Origin of the sequence: Legionella fairfieldensis ATCC 49588, from assembly GCF_000621525.1 — a bacterium.
Taxonomy (GTDB): Bacteria; Pseudomonadota; Gammaproteobacteria; order Legionellales; family Legionellaceae; genus Tatlockia; species Tatlockia fairfieldensis.
In genome coordinates this window covers 1-18,384 of sequence record NZ_JHYC01000016.1, presented here as the reverse complement: position 1 = coordinate 18,384, position 18,384 = coordinate 1, and the positions used below count along the sequence as shown (strand labels likewise).

The following is an 18,384-nucleotide window of genomic DNA, read 5'->3' as shown; positions in this document are numbered from 1 at the left end:
TTAGATGAGGAATGCATGAACAGGCAAGAAATCGATTATAAAAAAGTTGCTTTTGCCGCAGAAACAGTGAAACAGCAGGGTAAAGAACCTTCCTTAACGAATGTTTGTGACGAATTGGGTATTTTATCTTTTACACCGGAGTTATCTTCTTTGTTGGAAAAATGGTATCACAATCAACCAGAGTTTCGCCGTTTAAATGCGGCCCCACTTTCTAATAATATAAAAATAAAAGATAAAATAAGCAAAAAGAACGTCGAAGTGGAAAAGTCGCTATCTCTGCTACGCGCTACATTAGAATCTACTGCGGATGGCATTATGATGGTCAACGGCCAGGGTCAAGTTGTAGATTGGAATCAGAAATTTGTTGAAATGTGGCGGATTCCTTCTTATATGCTGGAATCAGGTACTGAACGTATTAGTTTTGAATATATTTTAGAGCAAATTACTAATCCTGAAGCAGTGATTGCTGATGTAGAGTATCTGTATGAAAATCCGGAGTGGCAAGGGGAATTACCACTACTTCATTTTAAAGATGGACGTATTTTTGAGCGGTTTACACAACCCCAACGGGTGGGGTCGGAAATTGTTGGTCGGGTTTATAGTTTTCGTGACGTAACAAGGCGAATGATGTCTGATGATGAGTTGCGTATCCGTGAGCGGGCAATCGAAGCAAGTACGCATGGTGTTGCAATTATTGATATTACCCGGTCGCAACAGCCTATTATTTATATCAATAAAGCGTACGAACGCATTACAGGTTACAGCGAAAAACAAACAATTGGCCAAAGTCTAATGTATTTGCAGGGTCCGAAAACCGATCAGGTTAATCAGCAACGTATAAAACTTGCTATCAGGGAACAAAGAGAGGAGGTTGTAGAAATTGAGAGTTATCGACGAAATGGCGAAATGTTCTGGTGTGAGCTAAGCGTTGCTCCTGTTACTGATTATTTCGGACAGGTAAAACATTACGTTTGTATCCTCAATGATATAACGCAGCGTCGAGAGATGGAAAAGCAATTACTCCGGCAGGCAACGCATGATTCACTCACAGAGCTTCCCAATCGTGTATTATTAATAGACCGTGTGGAGCAGGCTATTTTACAGGCGAAGAAAAAAAACACGCTTCTGGCTTTTTTGTTTTTAGATCTGGATCGCTTTAAAATGATTAATGACACCTTGGGACATAGTATTGGCGATAAGTTACTCCAGGCGGTTTCCAATCGTTTATTGATTGCAACCAATGATTTTGACACCGTGGCAAGATTGGGTGGAGATGAATTTGTGATCCTTTTACCTGAAATAAGTGCAGAACAACAGGCACAACAGGTAGCACAGAACATATTGGAACTTATTGATAAACCTTTCCGAGTTAATCAACATAGCTTAAAGATCACCGGGAGTATTGGAATTAGCTATTATCCAAAAGATGGACTTGATTATGAGTCTTTAATGAAAAATGCTGATTTGTCCATGTATCATGCCAAAGATAATGGACGTAACAATTACAGGATTTTTGAAGAGGAAATGAACAGACGTGTCATTAACCACATGCAATTGGATAATGCCCTCCGTGATGCCTTGACTAACAATGAATTTTATCTTGTTTATCAACCGCTTATTAGTTTAAAGCAGAAAAAAATAGTCGGTGTTGAAGCCTTGGTACGCTGGAAAAGTCATTTGCTGGGTGAAGTATCTCCGGTGGAGTTTATTACTCTGGCGGAAGAAAATGGTTTGATTATTGATATAGGAAAATGGGTGTTAGAGGAAGCCTGTTTTCAAGCGGTGCGCTGGCATAAAGAAGGATTTGATGATTTATATGTAGCGGTTAATATTTCGGGGCGGCAGTTTCATCAAAAAAATCTCTCCGGCATGGTGAGTGAAATACTGGGCAAGACTGGTTTAGCGGCAAACTTTTTGGAATTGGAGTTAACCGAAAGTTTGTTAGTGGATGATATTTCTCATACAGTCAAGACCATGAATCAATTAAAAGAAATGGGAATTAAACTGGTTATTGACGATTTTGGTACGGGCTATTCCAGTTTATCCTATTTAAAACAGTTTCCCGTGAATAAATTAAAGATAGATAAATCATTTATTAATGAATTAGTGAATAAAGAAAGTGATGCGGCCATTGTGAAAGCCATTATTAATCTTGGTCATTGCTTAAATTTGGAGATATTGGCAGAAGGGGTCGAAACCGAGCTACAAAAAGAATTTATGATTAATTATGACTGTGATTATGCACAAGGTTATTATTTTAAACCACCTGACACTGGAGAAAGATTAAGTGATTATTTTAAAAACTTTTCTCTCGGGAGTAATAAACTATAGGGAATTGACTGGGTGTGTGTAATTTTGTAATCTTGCCCCTCATGCTACAATTCTTGCGAACAAGTTGTGAGGATGGCCTGATTAATGCCCCCTTTATCACTTATAAAATTTTTTGCGACACCGATAGTTCTGAATGAGCCAAAATTTCTTGTTGCGCATTAACCTGTTGTTCGATTTTTTCAAAAACTTTATCTGGAGTGAACTCCTGAGTTGCAGCCAGAACGTAATTCATATCGTGAGATAATAAAAAATCAAGCGCTAGCTCCCTGTATTTTTTTAATTTGGCTTCTATACGTTTGTTAATTCTTTTATTAAATGTTGTGTTTAATGAATCTGTTACAATATGTTTATTAAGTGATTGCTGGACTGTTTCTCCTCGCTTATTAATTGGATAACTTAATTCTAAGGAATTTTTATGCATTGCAATTCTGGTGTCCATACCAGAATGTGTAAAAAAGGACAAATTATTATCTTTGGGAGATTTGCTGATAAGGCTTTGCATCATACGTAGAAACCTTAGAGGTAAAGTAGTCAATTTAATTTCAATTTCAGTTCCAGTTCTGTCAAAAGTATGAGTACTCAAGACATTTTGTTTTAAATAATCAAAGAAATTACGATGGCTTGGTGCAATGTAAGAGTCTGCATTACGCAGGTGCAACGCATTATCAACTGCCATAAGAGTACATGAGTATTTATCATGCTGAATGCGCTCAACGCTACAATAAATAGCTGCTTGAGGTAAAAATGATTTTATTTTAAAAATAAAATCATTAGTAGTTAAAACATTCTCAGAGATAATCTCCTCAACCCCGGTTGGTTCAATAATTCCCACTTCAATTGTATTTTCAACAATATTAATAATACCTGAAATACAATGATTATCGCTATTATTATAATAAGTAAATGGAAGTTGCAAAGACAAATTATTTTGAGTTATTAGCGTTGAGAGTTTCTGGCAGAATGAATCTATGTTATTGTCTTCAAATACAGCGATTAATGATTGTTTATGTTGGTGTTTCGCAGCTAAAATTAATTGAATGTGTATTGATTTAAGGATAGGTGTTGTCCCTTCAGAAGAATAAAAGCCTTTCATGATAGTTTGAATTTTTAACCGATTTGGATGCTCCCTTAATTTTCTTGCCCAAACTGTTTCGTCGATTAATTCAGGATAATTTTTTTCAAGCATCTGAAATGAATCTATTTGAGCATAGAGTAAGCTTGCATCAATTATGTCGATAAAAAACTTTTTTTCTAGAAAGGGAAGTTGTGTTGCATGTTGAGTTTTAAGAAGGAATTTTAATAAACTCTTCTGTCCCCATCCAAGTACTTTATGACAAAGTTGAGAAAATTGAGAGACATTTAGTTTGCTAATTATATTGTTTATTTGTTTTTTCCCCTCCTCAGATTCCCCATTACCCCATAAACGAAGAATATCTTGAAAACATTGAGAACTATGAAGCGCGGGAGGAGCTGTATTTGCCATAACTGTTTCTTGTTCTCGCTCTTTTTCGAGGTTGATGGTAATGGGGTTGCTTTCTAAAATATTAAGGGAGTCCGATGGAAATAAATTTTTTTGTGTAAAAATATCTTCTGTCTTTGGCAATTGATTGCTGAAGCTTTTATTTTCAATAGAAGAGTTCGACTCTTGTAGTGAATAAAGAGACGCCTGTTGTTCTTTTATCTCTTCAAAATTGGTCTGTATAAGATGATCTACAAATATTAAAGGGTCAGGGTGAATAACTATTTTATTAAAAATATTTTCTTTTTGTTCAGGGGTTATTGTGGTTATCGTAAGCAATTTTTGGTAGGCATTAACCTTGGGTGATTGAGAAAACGCGCCAAGACCAGAAAACAACCAACGAGAGAACTTGTTTGTGTCGTTAAACAATGATTCACATAGACTCATGACTTTTTGGGAGTCATGAACATTTGTCTCTGTCAGGCTTTTTAATTTTTCTGCAAATTTTCCAGGGAAAAATAATTTTTTAAACAATCCTAATTGATTATAATACTCTCTTAATACATTAATTTCATTTTCCATGATAGGTTTATATTTTAAGAACAAACAGAGTTAATTATAGACAAATTATGCCTCTTTGACAATGGGAGCTATTTTATTGCTCTAGAGTTCGTGATGGTGTTTGCCCTGATTTATCTGAGGTGGTCTTGGAGTTTTATAATTTAATGCATCAGGTATATTTTTTGCAGTATGTTTCTCATTCCTGTTAGGAGTAATTGAATAGTTGGTCTATGTAGCAGGGCGTTTCTCCTTTGGTTTTTCGCAGCTGAAATTTGAGCAAACTAGCGCAATTTGAAGCCAGAAAGCCAAGCAAGCCCCCTAGAGTAGGAGTAGAGAGAATAATGAAAAACATGACCATTATCGGCGCTGGATTGGCTGGAACTTTGCTATCCCTATACATGGCTAGACGAGGCTACAATGTAGAGCTATTTGAAGCTAGACCCGATGAGAGAATGGAGCAATCGGATAAAGGCCGTTCCATTAATCTTGCTTTATCCTGTCGTGGAATTACCGCTTTGGCCGGGATAAATCTGATGTCCAAAGTTGAGAAAATTATGGTCCCCATGCGTGCGCGAGCGATTCATCAACACAATGGCGAAATAAAATATCAGGCATTTGGGCGTCATAAGGACGAATATATCAATGCGATTTTGCGTAGTGAGTTAAATAAATTATTACTTGACGAAGCAGAGAAAAATCCTCGCATTCAATTACATTTTAATATGAAATTGGTAGCTTTGGATGTGTATAAGGAAACCTTGCAGTTCGAGCACGAAAAGGGAAGTTTAATAACTAAAACCTATCAATTATTAGTCGGCGCTGACGGTGCTAATTCTTATGTGCGTGAGGCGCTTGCTAATGCCAGAATAGTCAGTTATTCACGGCAATTTCTTCCCCACGGTTATAAAGAACTATCGATTAGCAAGAGTCATTCCCAGACATTTAGACCGGAACATTTACATCTGTGGCCTAGGGATTCTTTTATGTTATTAGGAAACCCCAATCGTGATAACTCCATTACAGGTACTTTATTTCTTCCCAATGAAGGTAAAAACAGCTTTGCAGAATTAACTAAAGAAGCATCTATTCATTCATTTTTTAGTGCAGCTTTTCCTGATGCTTATAAAGCGATGCCTGATCTGATTAATGAATTTATGCATCATCCACGAGGTAATTTAAGTACAGTGACGTGTTCACCCTGGTATTTTGCTGATCGATGTTTGCTTATAGGAGATGCAGCGCATGGTATCGTGCCTTTCTTTGGACAGGGAATGAACAGCTCTTTTGAAGATTGTCGTATTCTTAATGAATTACTGGATCAATATAACGATGACTGGAAGCAAGTTATGCCGGCTTTTTCTGTTTCTCGTAAAATCAATACAGACGCAGTAGCTGAAATGTCTATGGACAATTACCATGAAATTCAAAGTAACATTCAGGATTCTGATTTTAATCTGAGAAAGCAGGTAGAACAGGAATTAATGCATCGTTATCCAGAGCGTTACATTTCCAAACATGTATTGGTGATGTTTACGAATACACCCTATGTAATTGCAAAAGAACATGGTCTGTTGCAAAGCCAATTATTAAATCAGATTTGTTCAAAAGTAAGGAGCATGGAAGCGGTTAATTGGGACGATGTAGCACGGTTAGTAGATATCTATGAGAATAAAATAGCGGCTCGGTATCCTGCATTAAAGAGGTAGACTGGTTGTATTTCTTTATGATTTAAGCTTGTTTGTAAATATATTGGACTTTAATGGCAAGGTTTTGTACTACAAAACGGGAAGTAAGCTATTATTTTAACTGATATGGTTAATAAATATCCTTATATCCTATCAATTTCATGCCTTGGAGGCGACGATTATGAAAACTATTCAAGCTTATATTGACTCCAAACAACAGGAGTTCGTGAATCACCCTTTTTTTGACTTACTTACACGATTAAACAGTCTGGAAGAAATCAGTTATTTTATTCCTGAGTTAACTTTCTGGGCAATGACCTTTCAGGACATTTTGCGCTTAAATGAAGAAAGGGTCAGTGATCCTTATTTAAAAAAAGTGGCACGCCATCATCGTCTTGAAGATGCAGGCCATGAAAAATGGTTTCTTCATGATAAAAAATACATAGGTAGTTTATGTGGGGCAAAATCTTCTTGCAGCAGGGATGATATAGCATGGCTTTATAGTAAAGAATCACAGACTACACGTGATGCAGCCTATGCAATAATGGCTGAAATTTATAAAATTGATAATGAACTGGTCAACATTGCTTTATTACTCACATTGGAGTCGTCAGGACATGTGTTTTTCGAAAAAGTAGCAAAACAGGTCAAAAAAACAGGCGAAGACAAAAATTTACGCTATTTTTCCAGTAAACATCTGGATGTGGAAATGGCGCATGCCTTGTTTGAAGATGAGATGGAAAGTAAATTATTAGCAATAGAAGCCCCTGTCAATGTTCGCCGTGATGCATTAAAAATGATAGATCGATGTTACGAGGCATTTGACAAGATGTTTAGTGGTTTGGTTCTTGCATGTAATCGCCGATTAGAGCAGGCAATGAAAAGGAGTTCAACCCATGCAGCAAATTCCTCGGATGCAGTGGGATTTGAATCGGATGAGGCAATGTGAAAAGGAATCAGGGCAAGCATTGCTCTATGATGAGCATTTGCTTGCAGGATATGCGCAGGATTTTGGTAAAATAGTGCAGTCTACGCCCCGCGGCGTTTGTGTTCCTTCTTCTGTAGAGAAAATACAGTCAGTTCTTCACTACGCTAATCAAAATAATCTTCCTGTTACAATTAGAGGAAAGGGTTTAAGTCAAGGAGGTCAATCCCTGGCTGTTAATAGCGGATTGACATTGCATTTGGAGAAAATAAATAACGTTCTTGATAAAGAAAGCAGCTCCATTTGGGTAGAAGCGAATGCAAGTTGGTCTGCCTTATTGGATATTTCTTTAAAAACATCCCAAATTCCCTGCGTGTTACCTTATAACTGTAATTTATCCATAGGAGGTGTGCTTTCTGCAGCAGGAATGGGTGCTTCTTCTTTCAAGGCAGGGAGTGTTTCAGCCCATGTTGATGCGTTAGAAGTAGTCCTTGCCAATGGTGAGTTGAAGGTTGTGGAGGCGGACTCGCCTTTATTCACCGCTTGTCTGTCAGGACAGGGGCTGTTTGCGGTTATAACTAAAGCTCGTATTAAATTGCGTCCTTGTTTTAAACGGGTAAAAACTTTTTTTCTTGTTTATCATGATAGAGAACAGTGGTTTCATGACATTGGAGAAATTAAAGAACAGGTTGATTATATTGAGGCATTCTGTACCCCTTCTTTTCAAGGATCAAAGTTAGCAGGAGACAAGCGTATTCCTTTTGCTCAGTGGTTGTTTGTCATTCATGCTTCGGTAGAGTATGAAAATAAAGCCCCTGCAATTTCAACCATTAAACATATACATCCCTGGAAGTTGATTCACGAACAGGAAGAATCTATTTATTCTTATTTACACCGCCATGATTCTCGTTTTGAAATAATGAAACTTACCGGTCAATGGGAATTATTTCATCCGTGGTATGAATGCTTTATGACAGCCCACATGCTTACGGATAATCTGGATGAATTGTTAACCGAATTGCCACTTCATTATGCAACCATGCTTCAAATTGTACCTGTGGCAAATAAACAACAAACCGGTTTTTTAATGCTGCCTGAGGTAGACGATGTTTTTGAGCTAATGATTTTAAATCCGGGTGTTAATCCTGTCTTTTTACCGGGTTGTTTGCAAGTCATCGATGATCTGGACAGAAAATTTTTAAAGCAAGGCGGTAAACGTTATTTATCCGGTTATTTAGGATGCAACTTAAAGAACGATTATTGGTCAAATCATTTTGGCCCCTTGTATGCCAACTGGTGCAATTTGAAAGAAAAATATGATCCAAAGCAGACTTTTCGTTCTTTTTTGTATTATCCTTAAGTCAGTCTTCTACGCTTGAAAAATATATGGCATGAAATCAACCAAATTTTTCGTACTGGATATGCCGGATCCTAAAAAACTAATTGCAGTGCTTGTTATTATATTCGCTTTTTTTGCTTTTTTATGGGAAATTCATGGTTTCCATACAGGTGAGCAAGTAAAAAGTACGGTGAAACCCAAGCCTGTTACCGAGCAAGCGGCCTTAATAAATACTCAATCTGCTCTTTTTAAGACACCGTTATTTGGCAGTTACATTCCTACTAATTTGTCAACAACCGGCATTAAACAATCAATGCTTAATGCACAAGTGATGGGTATTATGTTTGCTGATAACGAGAAGGATTCGCAGGTTATTATCCGTTTAGATGGGGGTGAAGAGCATTCTTATTTTATAGGTGATGCTTTACCCAGTGGGGCAATAATCAAGCGCATTACAAAAAAGAGCATCATCGTATTACATCATGGTGTTCTTGAGAGTTTAAGTTTACCCGACAATAAATTAACGTTTGATGCTCCGGCAAAGCCTTTACTAGAGGATTAACTTTATGCATTTTGTTTTTCGACTGCTGTTATTGTGTAGTTTATTATTTACTGAAGTAGCTTGCGTCAACAAAGCTAATTTAAACGAAGGAATAGCCTGTTTTCATGGACAAAACTATCGACAAGCCTTTATTCATTTAAAACCTGAAGCTGAAAAAGGACAACCCGATGCCCAGTATGCGATAGGGTATATGTATTATTATGGAGAGGGGGTTATTGAGGATCGCAAGAAAGCCTGGTTCTGGATTAACAGGGCTGCAGCGGCAGGTCAGCCTGACGCCAGAGAAGCAGTCAAAATCCTTAGACAACAGCCTAAAACTATAACACTAGATCCTTTGGACCCTCTGATTTACCGCCCTGATTAAAGCGCTAAGCGCTCACACAATGGCGTCAACTTAAGAAAAACGCCTGCGTTCACGGACAAGCTGGGACGTAGATAATGAAGACTGGTCTTAAATTGATACCATTGTGTGAACACTTACAAAGTTATCGTGCTGTTATAGCACGATAACGATAAAATTAAACGACTTCTACTTCTTCCGCCTGAGGACCTTTCTGGCCTTGACCCGCCTTAAATAGTACAGCCGCACCTTCAGGAAGGGTTTTAAAACCACTGCCTTGAATAGCACTGAAGTGAACAAAATAATCTTTGTTGTTGCTTTCAATAAAACCAAAACCTTTAGTTTCGTTAAACCATTTTACTTTACCGCGTATTTTCTCTGACATAGTTGTCTATTCCTGATAATTGAGTTTCATTGTAACCTGGATACGTTTTGTATAATACAAACCTATCTAAGCGACTTTTGCATTGTACACTATTTTTAGTCTAAGTAAGAAATGAATACGTTATTTTAATAAAACTAATGACAAAAACAGAATTAAAAGAGTTAATTTTAATCAATTTGATTAATTATAAAGGCTTCAAGTGAATTAACATACTTTTTCTTTTTGATATTTTACTTTGTACCGGACAAAAAAATAGGCATGGATGCGCGTTGCCGATGAAAGTCGGCAATGTGATACTCTTTGAATAAAGAATATTTTAATGATTTTGGTTAGTTTATCTCTTCTGAATCTTCTGAATTATTAATAGATACGATCCCTTTTGCCAATAAAGGTTTTACGATGACCAGCGTACCTAAAAAATTATTTTTTTTGTTTGACGTTTGAACGAAGTTTTCATTTAACCATTTTGCATCTTGAACAAATAAACGAACACAGCCGTGGCTTGCTCTATGACCTGGAATATCGTCAGAACCATGCAAAGCAAATCCTTTATGAAAAAACATGCAAAAAGGCATTTTGGCTCCTCCTATACCCTCGGGAAAAGCATTTGATACACAATGCTCATTTTCTTTGCTGAATACACGAAATATCCCTGTTAAAGTCAGGCAGGAGCGATTACTGTCGGAGCATTTGTCTTGTCCTGATGAGATAGGTCCCCATTTCACTAATTGTCCCTGCTCATCATAAGCAGCCCAGGCTAATTTATCCTGATCCACAATGATTTGTTTCTCGGTTGATGGAGAAATTTTGAGTTGAAAGGGGGATAAATCAAGCAAATTTATTGCTTCTATATGACGTGGTATAGCAATTATTTTGCCTGATTGCAAACGGTTATAAGTGCGATTCAGACGTTGAACCAGGTCACGTTGATAGGGATCGGGAAACAGTTTTTCCCAATTTTGGCCTCTTGATACTTTAATACATTGATATTGGGGATAATTGCAAAGAGCGCTGCCATAATGACTTATAGTAAGCGTTTTTTTCTCCGCCAATAAGGTGGCGGGCATAAAAGCGATTATCAGATAGATGATCAGACGCTTCATTCCAATCCCGTTTAACCGTCTTAATTGAGCCTAATAAATGTTTATTTTTTATACAATTATAGTAACTGATACGGATACTTACCAGTGATTTTTATTTAAACAATGGAAGTTTTTTGTCCGGCACACAGGGGAATGGAGCAGACAGGGAATGACAAGAAGGATTAATCCTGTTGTAACTGATAGCCCAACAGGATTCATACAAAACTATAAAGGTTCAAATACTTCTTGTTGAATACCACCGACAACCCAGTCATCATTATTATAAAATTGACGAAAATGCCATATTTCATCTAATGAAGTGATTGGATGATCGTCTTCTTTAATGGAGCCTGTAAAACGCACACTTGCAATCATTGAATCAGCCTGTTTGGAAACATCAAGCAGTTGGGCATTCAGGTTAATTACTTCTGTTTTATTTAATCCATTACCTCGCTCATCAATTTGCATTTTAATTTCTGCAAACACCTCTGGCGCAGTGAAATCCTGTAAATCCTGCAGGTTTTTTTGATCATAAGCGGCTTGCAGGCGAATAAACTTCACTTTGGCCTCTCTTAAAAAGGCATCTGGAATAAATCCGGCAGGGTAGGCTGATGGGCTATTACTACTAACGGTCTGGGATGTGTAGAAATTAGCCTGGTTTTGGCGGAAATGATTGGTTGATGCCGTCTGAAATCCTGGTTGCATTCGTTTTCGGAAAAAGTTGATCAGAAAGAAGACCAGCGAGCCTATAATTAACCAGGATAGTAAACCACTGCCCAAGCCGTGCCCCATAAACAAACTCGTTAATAAGCTACCTGCTAATAAACCGCCTAAAATTCCACCCCATTTACGTTTATTATTTGCTTGTTGTTTCCAATGGGTTGCATTGGGTGAAGGACGAGATGAGAAAAGACTACTTTTTGAGCGCTGCACACCAAAACTTCTACCTCCACCAAAACGTTTGGCCGAAGCGTCATTAACTACCAAACCGAAGCTCAGGAATCCAATGAATAAACATAAAAATAAATTACGCATTTCTGCTCCTTTTGAAAAATAAGAGAATATTATAACTGAATAAATCGTATTTGCTTAGGGTCTGTTAACCTTTCTACTGTGTTTTCGCTGCTGGAAAATCAATCTATTCTGGCCCAGGCTGAAGAAACGTTACAGACCGGGCGTTTTATTAATCTTTTTTGCGAAAAGGTAAATAGCGAGGTTCCCAAAAATTATCCTGAATTAACTTTTCCAAATCGGCTTCTTTATTTTTTTGAGCTAATCCTTCTTCGATTGCTGTTTGTGCTACAGCAATTGCAATGTGTTTAGCAACCGTTTGTGCATCATCCAGCGAAGGAAGGAGCGGTAAAAAACTGTCTTTTTTGCTGGGTGAGTATTCACTTAAGGCGAGTGCTGCTGCCCAAATCATGCGAGTTGATAATCGAGAGGCTTGTACAGTTAATACACCCAGACCAATACCAGGAAAGACAAGCGCATTATTGCATTGTGCGATTTGGACTAAACGGTTTTGATATTCCACGGCGGGAAAAGCAGTCCCCGTAGCAATCAGAGCTTTGCCTTGACTCCAATATAAGATGTTTTCGGGCTGTGCTTCGCATTTTTCATCGGGATTGGACAATGGGAAAATAATAGGGCGCTCACAAGTTGAACTCATAATTTCAATAATGTCTTGAGAAAAGGCGCCCGGCTGTGCTGAGCAGCCAATGAGAATCGTGGGTTTCACATGGCGCACTGTATCAGTCAGGGTGGGGTGTTGTCGATTATGAGTCATCCAGTTTTTAATTTCTTCCATGTCGCGAGCGTAGGGTTTTTGAGCCTCTGTGAGTTCTAAATCGGCATGGGTTAGAAGCCCTTGTCTATCAATCAACCAGAAACGTTTGTAAGCCTCTTTCACATCCAATCCACGCCTCACCATGGCATCAACAATTTGATCGCTTATTCCCGTACCCGCAGATCCTGCACCAAAAACAACAATACGATGATCCTCAAGATTAATCCCTGTCACTTCACAGGCCGCCAGTAAAGCAGCCAGTGTGACTGCCCCTGTGCCTTGAATATCATCATTAAAGGTACATAATTCGTTTTGAAACTTATCCAGAATTCTTCTGGCATTGCCCCGGCCAAAATCTTCCCAGTGTAAAAAAGCATTAGGAAAGTGCTTATGGACCGCGTTGACAAAACCAAGAATGAACGCATCATAGTGTTCTGTAGTAATGCGCGGGTGAGCGCAACCTAAATATAAAGGATCATTAAGTAATGCTTGATTGTTTGTACCCACGTCAAGGAATACAGGTAAGGTACGTATGGGATTTATACCACCACAAAGACTGTAAACCATGAGTTTGGCAACAGGAATATCCATACCGCCAATTCCTTGATCCCCAATACCTAAAACCCCCTCGCCATCAGTAACGACTATCAGATCAATTTCCGGGTTAGAGCGATTATTAATAATTTCTTCGAGATGATTCTTATCTGAATGGGCAATATAAAGACCACGGGGTTGACGATATTCATGACTAAAGCGTTTTACTGCTGTTCCCACAATCGGTGTGTAAATGGTAGGTAACATCTCTCCCAGATGGCGACTGACTAATTTATAAAACAGAATTTGATTTTTATCATGCAGATTATTGAGATAAATATTTTGCTGTAAGCGAGTAGTATAGCTTGAATATTGTAAATAGGCGCGTTTTACCTGTTCGTCCAATGTTTCTACCCGATAAGGTAACTTACCCAATAAACCGAAAGAACGCCTTTCTTCATGAGTAAAAGCGGTACTTTTATTCAACTGAGGGATGGTCAATAAGGGTTTCCCGCAAATTGATGTTTCTACATAAAGCTCGCCTGTCTGCTCATCACGAATTACTTTAAAATCCAGCATAATGTTACTTCTGACAAATTTGGTAGTCATAACAATAGCTAATTGGCGGCATTTATTCAATGCAGGCGTATAGAATAAAGGACTGTCCAACAGTCATCATGTTACAAGAATTGTGTTAAAATGGACGAGTGGCAATTTTAACAGACCACTATTATATAGCGCATCGTCATAATGGAGTCATTCTTCATGGTGAGATGTACAAGCCAAATTGAGCTTAACTCTCAATGAATGAGGAATGAGGAAAAAATGATGACTTTTACAGATCTGCATTTGGCAGAGCCTTTATTGCGTGCTATTGAGGAGCAAGGGTATGAAACGCCTTCGCCTATTCAGGCACAGGCCATTCCTGTTGTATTAAAAGGCGATGATTTATTGGCTTCTGCCCAAACCGGGACAGGAAAAACAGCCGGTTTTACTTTACCGGTGTTACATCGTTTGGCACAAAGACCCCGCGCAAAAGCAAATTGTGTTCTGGCGCTGATTATCACACCAACACGAGAACTGGCCGCTCAAGTCCATGAAAGTGTAGTACAATATGGCAAGTACCTGACGCTTCGTTCCGCTGTGGTCTTTGGAGGCGTTAAAATTAACCCCCAAATGATGAAGTTACGCGCGGGCGTGGAAATTCTCGTAGCTACGCCGGGACGACTTCTTGATTTGTACAGACAGCATGCAATTCGCTTCGAACAAACTGAAATATTCATCCTGGATGAAGCTGATCGCATGCTGGATATGGGATTTATTCATGACATCAGGCGAATTATTACACTACTACCGCATGCACGGCAGAATTTATTGTTCTCAGCAACTTTTTCTGATGAAGTTCGCAACCTTGCCAGAAATTTGTTGACCAATCCGGTAGAAATCGATGTGGCTCCTCGTAATACTGCCGCTACGAAGGTTGTTCAAACCGTTCATCCAGTAGATAAAGCACGTAAAACTGCTTTACTTAGTCATTTAATCCGGGAAAAAAATTGGCATCAAGCCCTGGTTTTTTCACGCACCAAACATGGTGCAAACAAGCTTGTTAAACTATTGGCACAGGATAATATTCCATCTTTAGCAATTCATGGCAATAAAAGTCAATCTCAACGTATTAAAGCATTAAATGACTTTAAAGCAGGCAAGGTACAGATTTTAGTGGCAACAGATATTGCTGCCAGAGGAATAGATATTGAAGAGCTTCCGTTGGTCATTAATTTTGATCTGCCACAGGTTGCTGAAGATTATGTACATCGCATAGGTCGAACAGGCCGGGCAGGAGCTTCAGGCCATGCTATTTCTCTGGTTTGTGCTGATGAATTCAGACAGTTACAGGACATAGAAAAGTTGATTAAACGTCGTATTGAGCGAATTGAAGTTGATGATTTTGAGCCTGTTCATAGTGTACCTGCTGGTTGTAATCCTGCAACCGCTGCAATTAAAAAGACACTTTCCCGATCGCTGGATGCTCGTCGACCAATAAAGCAAACGCGCGGCAATGATCGTAGTAATTCTTCAAAAAGAAGACATGGCAATAAAAAAATCAGCAAATAAAAATAAGTGTTTAATTTTTATTTGTTAGCAAAACCTGCGTGGCATTAGTCGTTTACAAATGATAGTATTTATGGCTTTGTAATAACATCAAGAGAGTGAGGATGAGATACTTATTTATTGCCGGGATATTGACAATGGTGACAGCCTGTTCGACTCACGATGAGCAATATTACCGCGGGCATCCCCAGGCTTTGCAAAAGGCACTTGGGGATTGTCCTGCAAGGCAACCCTCTGGTGTGAGTTGTGAAACACTTGCCGATATTGCTCTGCAAATCAATGAGCTTGCTTTCCAGTTGCAGATGAATCCCCAGGGGTTCGGCAAAAAGATATTGTCTTTACAGGAAAATCTTGCAAAACAACGCATTGCTCTACAAGCTGATAATAATCAATCTGAGCTTAAAACAACTATCGAGAAAAATGAACAACAATTAGCTGAGCATTTGGCAGTTGTAAGATGGCTGGAATCACCCGAGAGTTAATAATGAGAATTTTAGTAAGTAATGATGATGGGGTACACTCGCCTGGCATACGTGCTCTTGCTAACGAGATGTCTGCTATTGCTGATGTTGTAGTTGTTGCCCCTGACCGAAATCGCAGTGGTGCAAGCAATTCACTGACTTTAACCAGACCGTTGCGGGCCAGACAATTAGATAATGGCTACTATAGCATAGAGGGTACGCCAACCGATTGTGTGCATTTAGCCTTAACGGGCTTCTTGAATCCTGCAGTTGATATTGTTGTTTCCGGAATTAACGAAGGAGGTAATCTCGGCGATGACATTCTTTATTCGGGCACAGTAGCTGCGGCGATGGAAGGCAGGTATCTGGGCCTGCCTGCCATTGCGTTTTCCATGGTTGGCGATAATATTCAGCATTATGATACTGCAGCAACAGTTGCAAAAGAATTGGTACTTAAGATGCGTGCTAATTTTCTCCCTTCGCAGACTATTCTTAACGTAAATATTCCTGATCTGCCTTTAAGTCAGATTAAAGGAATTCAGGTAACACGATTAGGCACGCGTCATAGCGCGGAACCTATTATTAAAGAATATGATCCCCGTGGGAAAGCAATTTATTGGATTTCGCCTCCCGGTCCTGAAGCCGATGCTGGTCCAGGTACTGATTTTTATGCCATCGGTCAAAATTATGTGTCAATTACTCCTTTACAACTTGATATGACTCATTACAGGGTATTTGAACAACTCTCTGCCTGGGCTGATGAAATTAATTGGAGTGCATGACATAGTAACAGGTCATTGAATAATGAATCTTAATTTTCTAAAGCGCTTGGACTGAGAAATTGAATAGGTACAAACTGTGCATAGTGTTGTTGTTTATATTATTAGCTGGCTGTGACAACAGTGCCGGCTTGGCCCCTGTAGTCGAGCTGAAATGGCAACCTCGCAACCCTTATCAAACAGTCCATACAGTGCGTCGGGGGGAAACGCTTTACGCGGTTGCTTTCCGTTATGATCAGGATTTTCGACAACTTGCCGCCATCAATCATTTGTATAGTCCTTATACTTTACGGGTTGGTCAGATGTTAAAAGTGAAAGCAGATTCGGGGGGCTATAAACCTGTTAGAGTCAAGTCCAGTATAAAACCCATAAAAGGATCTCATTATCCTAAGCAATCCAGTAGTACGGCAAAGTTTGTAAGAACGCATAAACAAAATTGGCTTTGGCCTATACATGGACGTATAGCGACGCAATTTATTCCACAACAGGGAAAAAAAGGCATAGATATTGCTGGTAAAAAAGGAGACTTGATCCGCGCAGCATCCCATGGGATTGTTGCCTATGCAGGAAGTGGGCTTTCTGGGTATGGTAATTTGATTATCATTAAACATGATAATCAACTTTTAACTGCTTACGGAAATAATTCACGCAATAGGGTGAAAGAAGGGCAGCGAGTTAAAGCAGGACAGGTTATTGCCGAAATAGGGATTATAGACAGACATTTTTGGGGCGTGCATTTCGAAATTAGAAAAGCTGGAAAACCCGTAAGTCCTTTGAATTATTTACAGAAAGGCTAGCTCTAATGAATGGATAGTTTTTGTACTATGATACCTTAAAAAATGATGTGGGTGTTTTTTCTAATAGGAAAATATAAACACAATAGGTGACATAATGCAGGCAGATAACGATTCAATAAAAGAAGATGAAGGACTCGATGAAAAGTGGGAAGCACCTTCTGATGATTCTTTACTTTCTGAGGATATGATTCTTGAAGAGGATATTGAACCTGATTTCAGTGATGAAGAAGCCTTTCCGAGTTTTCAAAAAGGCAGACAGGCTGCCAAAATTATGGATGCCACCCAAATCTATTTAAGTGAAATAGGTTTTTCACCGTTACTTTCTGTAGAGGAAGAAGTTCATTACGCACGGCTTGCACTCAAAGGCGATGCAGCGGCGCGCAAAAAAATGATTGAATCCAATTTACGACTGGTTGTTAAAATATCGCGTCGTTATCTGAATCGTGGTTTACCTCTTCTCGATCTTATTGAAGAGGGTAATCTTGGTCTGATGAAATCTGTGGAAAAATTTGATCCTGATAGAGGATTTCGTTTTTCAACCTATGCCACGTGGTGGATTAGGCAAACCATTGAACGGGCCATTATGAATCAAACACGAACAATCCGTTTACCTATTCACGTCGTGAAAGAATTAAATGTCTATTTACGTGCTGCACGGCAATTAACTCAAAAACTGGATCATGAACCCTCCGCCGAAGAAATTGCTGAAATGGTGGATAAGCCGCTCGAAGATGTTGAGAAATTACTGGGTCTTAATGACAAAGTTGCCTCGGTAGATACACCAATTGGTTATGATGAAAATAAATCTTTGCTGGATACTATTGCGGATGAAAATAGTATGAATCCGGCTGAGCTGTTGACTGATGAAAATTTGCGCAATCATATCGAATCTTTATTGGATAAAACCCCAGTAATGGGTTTTTCTATGCGCAATTTGCAAGCAATTTAATTGCAGACAGCTTTAATGGCTCAATGGCATAAGCAGCTAAAGCAGCCACTAAATGAGTCATTGCATTTATAATGGAGCGATGGCGTGTATGCCAAACTTGATAACAATGTTTTAAATGACCAATCACGGTTTCAATGATACCACGCTGGTTAAGCAACTGTTTTTCATAACTGGATAAGTCGAGTTTATCCTTCATATTTTTACGTTTTCTAGTGATTAGTTTTAGTCCACCATTAATCAGTTCTTCAAATATTTTTTTACCGATATAGCCCTTATCGCCAAAGGCAAGACCCTTGA

General features: G+C 38.7%; 16 protein-coding genes and 1 pseudogene. 11 read left to right on the top strand and 6 right to left on the bottom strand.

Features of this window, described 5'->3' with window-relative positions:
- Positions 1-15 precede the first annotated feature (15 nt).
- Entirely contained in the window at positions 16-2,331 is a 2,316-nt protein-coding gene (locus tag T345_RS0105440) for an EAL domain-containing protein (protein ID WP_028388450.1), read from the top strand.
- A 100-nt stretch (positions 2,332-2,431) separates the two neighbouring features.
- Here the strand turns inward: T345_RS0105440 and T345_RS0105435 are convergent, their stop codons facing one another.
- Positions 2,432-4,372, bottom strand: a complete 1,941-nt coding sequence (locus T345_RS0105435; protein ID WP_131777694.1) for a hypothetical protein — start codon at positions 4,370-4,372, stop codon at positions 2,432-2,434.
- 320 nt (positions 4,373-4,692) lie between these two features.
- Between T345_RS0105435 and T345_RS0105430 the strand changes: the two genes are divergently transcribed.
- The 5 genes from T345_RS0105430 to T345_RS13660 all read left to right on the top strand — a co-directional run bounded on the left by T345_RS0105430 (position 4,693) and on the right by T345_RS13660 (position 9,226).
- On the top strand, positions 4,693-6,057 hold the full coding sequence (locus T345_RS0105430; protein ID WP_028388448.1) for an FAD-dependent oxidoreductase: 1,365 nt from the start codon (positions 4,693-4,695) through the stop codon (positions 6,055-6,057).
- A 160-nt stretch (positions 6,058-6,217) separates the two neighbouring features.
- Positions 6,218-6,985 carry a hypothetical protein gene (locus T345_RS0105425; RefSeq protein WP_028388447.1) on the top strand — a complete coding sequence of 256 codons (768 nt, stop codon included), beginning with the start codon at positions 6,218-6,220 and terminating at the stop codon, positions 6,983-6,985.
- Positions 6,933-8,321 (top strand): FAD-binding oxidoreductase, encoded by a 1,389-nt coding sequence (locus T345_RS0105420; RefSeq protein ID WP_035918241.1) that lies wholly within the window; start codon positions 6,933-6,935, stop codon positions 8,319-8,321. Before T345_RS0105425 ends, T345_RS0105420 begins: the two co-directional genes overlap by 53 nt.
- 31 nt (positions 8,322-8,352) lie before the next feature.
- The gene (locus T345_RS13665; RefSeq protein ID WP_035918238.1) at positions 8,353-8,862 is read left to right on the top strand and encodes a type II secretion system protein N; all 510 of its coding nucleotides are present in this window, start codon (positions 8,353-8,355) and stop codon (positions 8,860-8,862) included.
- Positions 8,863-8,866: 4 nt separating this feature from the next.
- On the top strand, positions 8,867-9,226 hold the full coding sequence (locus T345_RS13660) for a tetratricopeptide repeat protein (RefSeq protein WP_051555149.1): 360 nt from the start codon (positions 8,867-8,869) through the stop codon (positions 9,224-9,226).
- Between the two features lie 154 nt (positions 9,227-9,380).
- Here the strand turns inward: T345_RS13660 and T345_RS0105405 are convergent, their stop codons facing one another.
- The 4 genes from T345_RS0105405 to T345_RS0105390 form a co-directional block, all read right to left on the bottom strand.
- Complete coding sequence (locus T345_RS0105405) at positions 9,381-9,587, bottom strand: cold-shock protein (RefSeq protein WP_028388445.1); 207 nt, start codon at positions 9,585-9,587, stop codon at positions 9,381-9,383.
- 329 nt (positions 9,588-9,916) lie between these two features.
- A complete protein-coding gene (locus tag T345_RS0105400) occupies positions 9,917-10,654 on the bottom strand; it encodes a L,D-transpeptidase (RefSeq protein ID WP_242604546.1) in 738 nt (245 codons plus the stop codon).
- A gap of 240 nt (positions 10,655-10,894) precedes the next feature.
- A complete protein-coding gene (locus tag T345_RS0105395; protein ID WP_028388443.1) occupies positions 10,895-11,704 on the bottom strand; it encodes a Tim44 domain-containing protein in 810 nt (269 codons plus the stop codon).
- A gap of 148 nt (positions 11,705-11,852) precedes the next feature.
- Positions 11,853-13,568: an NAD-dependent malic enzyme gene (locus T345_RS0105390; protein WP_028388442.1), complete on the bottom strand. Its 1,716-nt coding sequence runs from the start codon at positions 13,566-13,568 to the stop codon at positions 11,853-11,855.
- A 249-nt stretch (positions 13,569-13,817) separates the two neighbouring features.
- On the opposite strand from T345_RS0105390, the gene T345_RS0105385 reads away from it, so the two are divergent.
- From T345_RS0105385 to T345_RS13655, 5 genes and pseudogenes are all read left to right on the top strand, one after another.
- Complete coding sequence (locus T345_RS0105385; RefSeq protein WP_028388441.1) at positions 13,818-15,104, top strand: DEAD/DEAH box helicase; 1,287 nt, start codon at positions 13,818-13,820, stop codon at positions 15,102-15,104.
- A gap of 101 nt (positions 15,105-15,205) precedes the next feature.
- A complete protein-coding gene (locus T345_RS0105380) occupies positions 15,206-15,583 on the top strand; it encodes a hypothetical protein (protein ID WP_028388440.1) in 378 nt (125 codons plus the stop codon).
- A gap of 2 nt (positions 15,584-15,585) precedes the next feature.
- Positions 15,586-16,344: a 5'/3'-nucleotidase SurE gene (gene surE, locus T345_RS0105375; RefSeq protein WP_028388439.1), complete on the top strand. Its 759-nt coding sequence runs from the start codon at positions 15,586-15,588 to the stop codon at positions 16,342-16,344.
- An 83-nt stretch (positions 16,345-16,427) separates the two neighbouring features.
- Positions 16,428-17,138, top strand: a complete 711-nt coding sequence (locus tag T345_RS0105370; RefSeq protein WP_242604542.1) for a peptidoglycan DD-metalloendopeptidase family protein — start codon at positions 16,428-16,430, stop codon at positions 17,136-17,138.
- Between the two features lie 94 nt (positions 17,139-17,232).
- Positions 17,233-18,042, top strand: a pseudogene (locus tag T345_RS13655) (sigma-70 family RNA polymerase sigma factor); the annotation flags it as partial.
- A gap of 19 nt (positions 18,043-18,061) precedes the next feature.
- Here the strand turns inward: T345_RS13655 and T345_RS0105360 are convergent.
- A partial coding sequence (locus T345_RS0105360) for a transposase (protein ID WP_028388437.1) occupies positions 18,062-18,384 on the bottom strand: 323 nt, incomplete at its 5' end.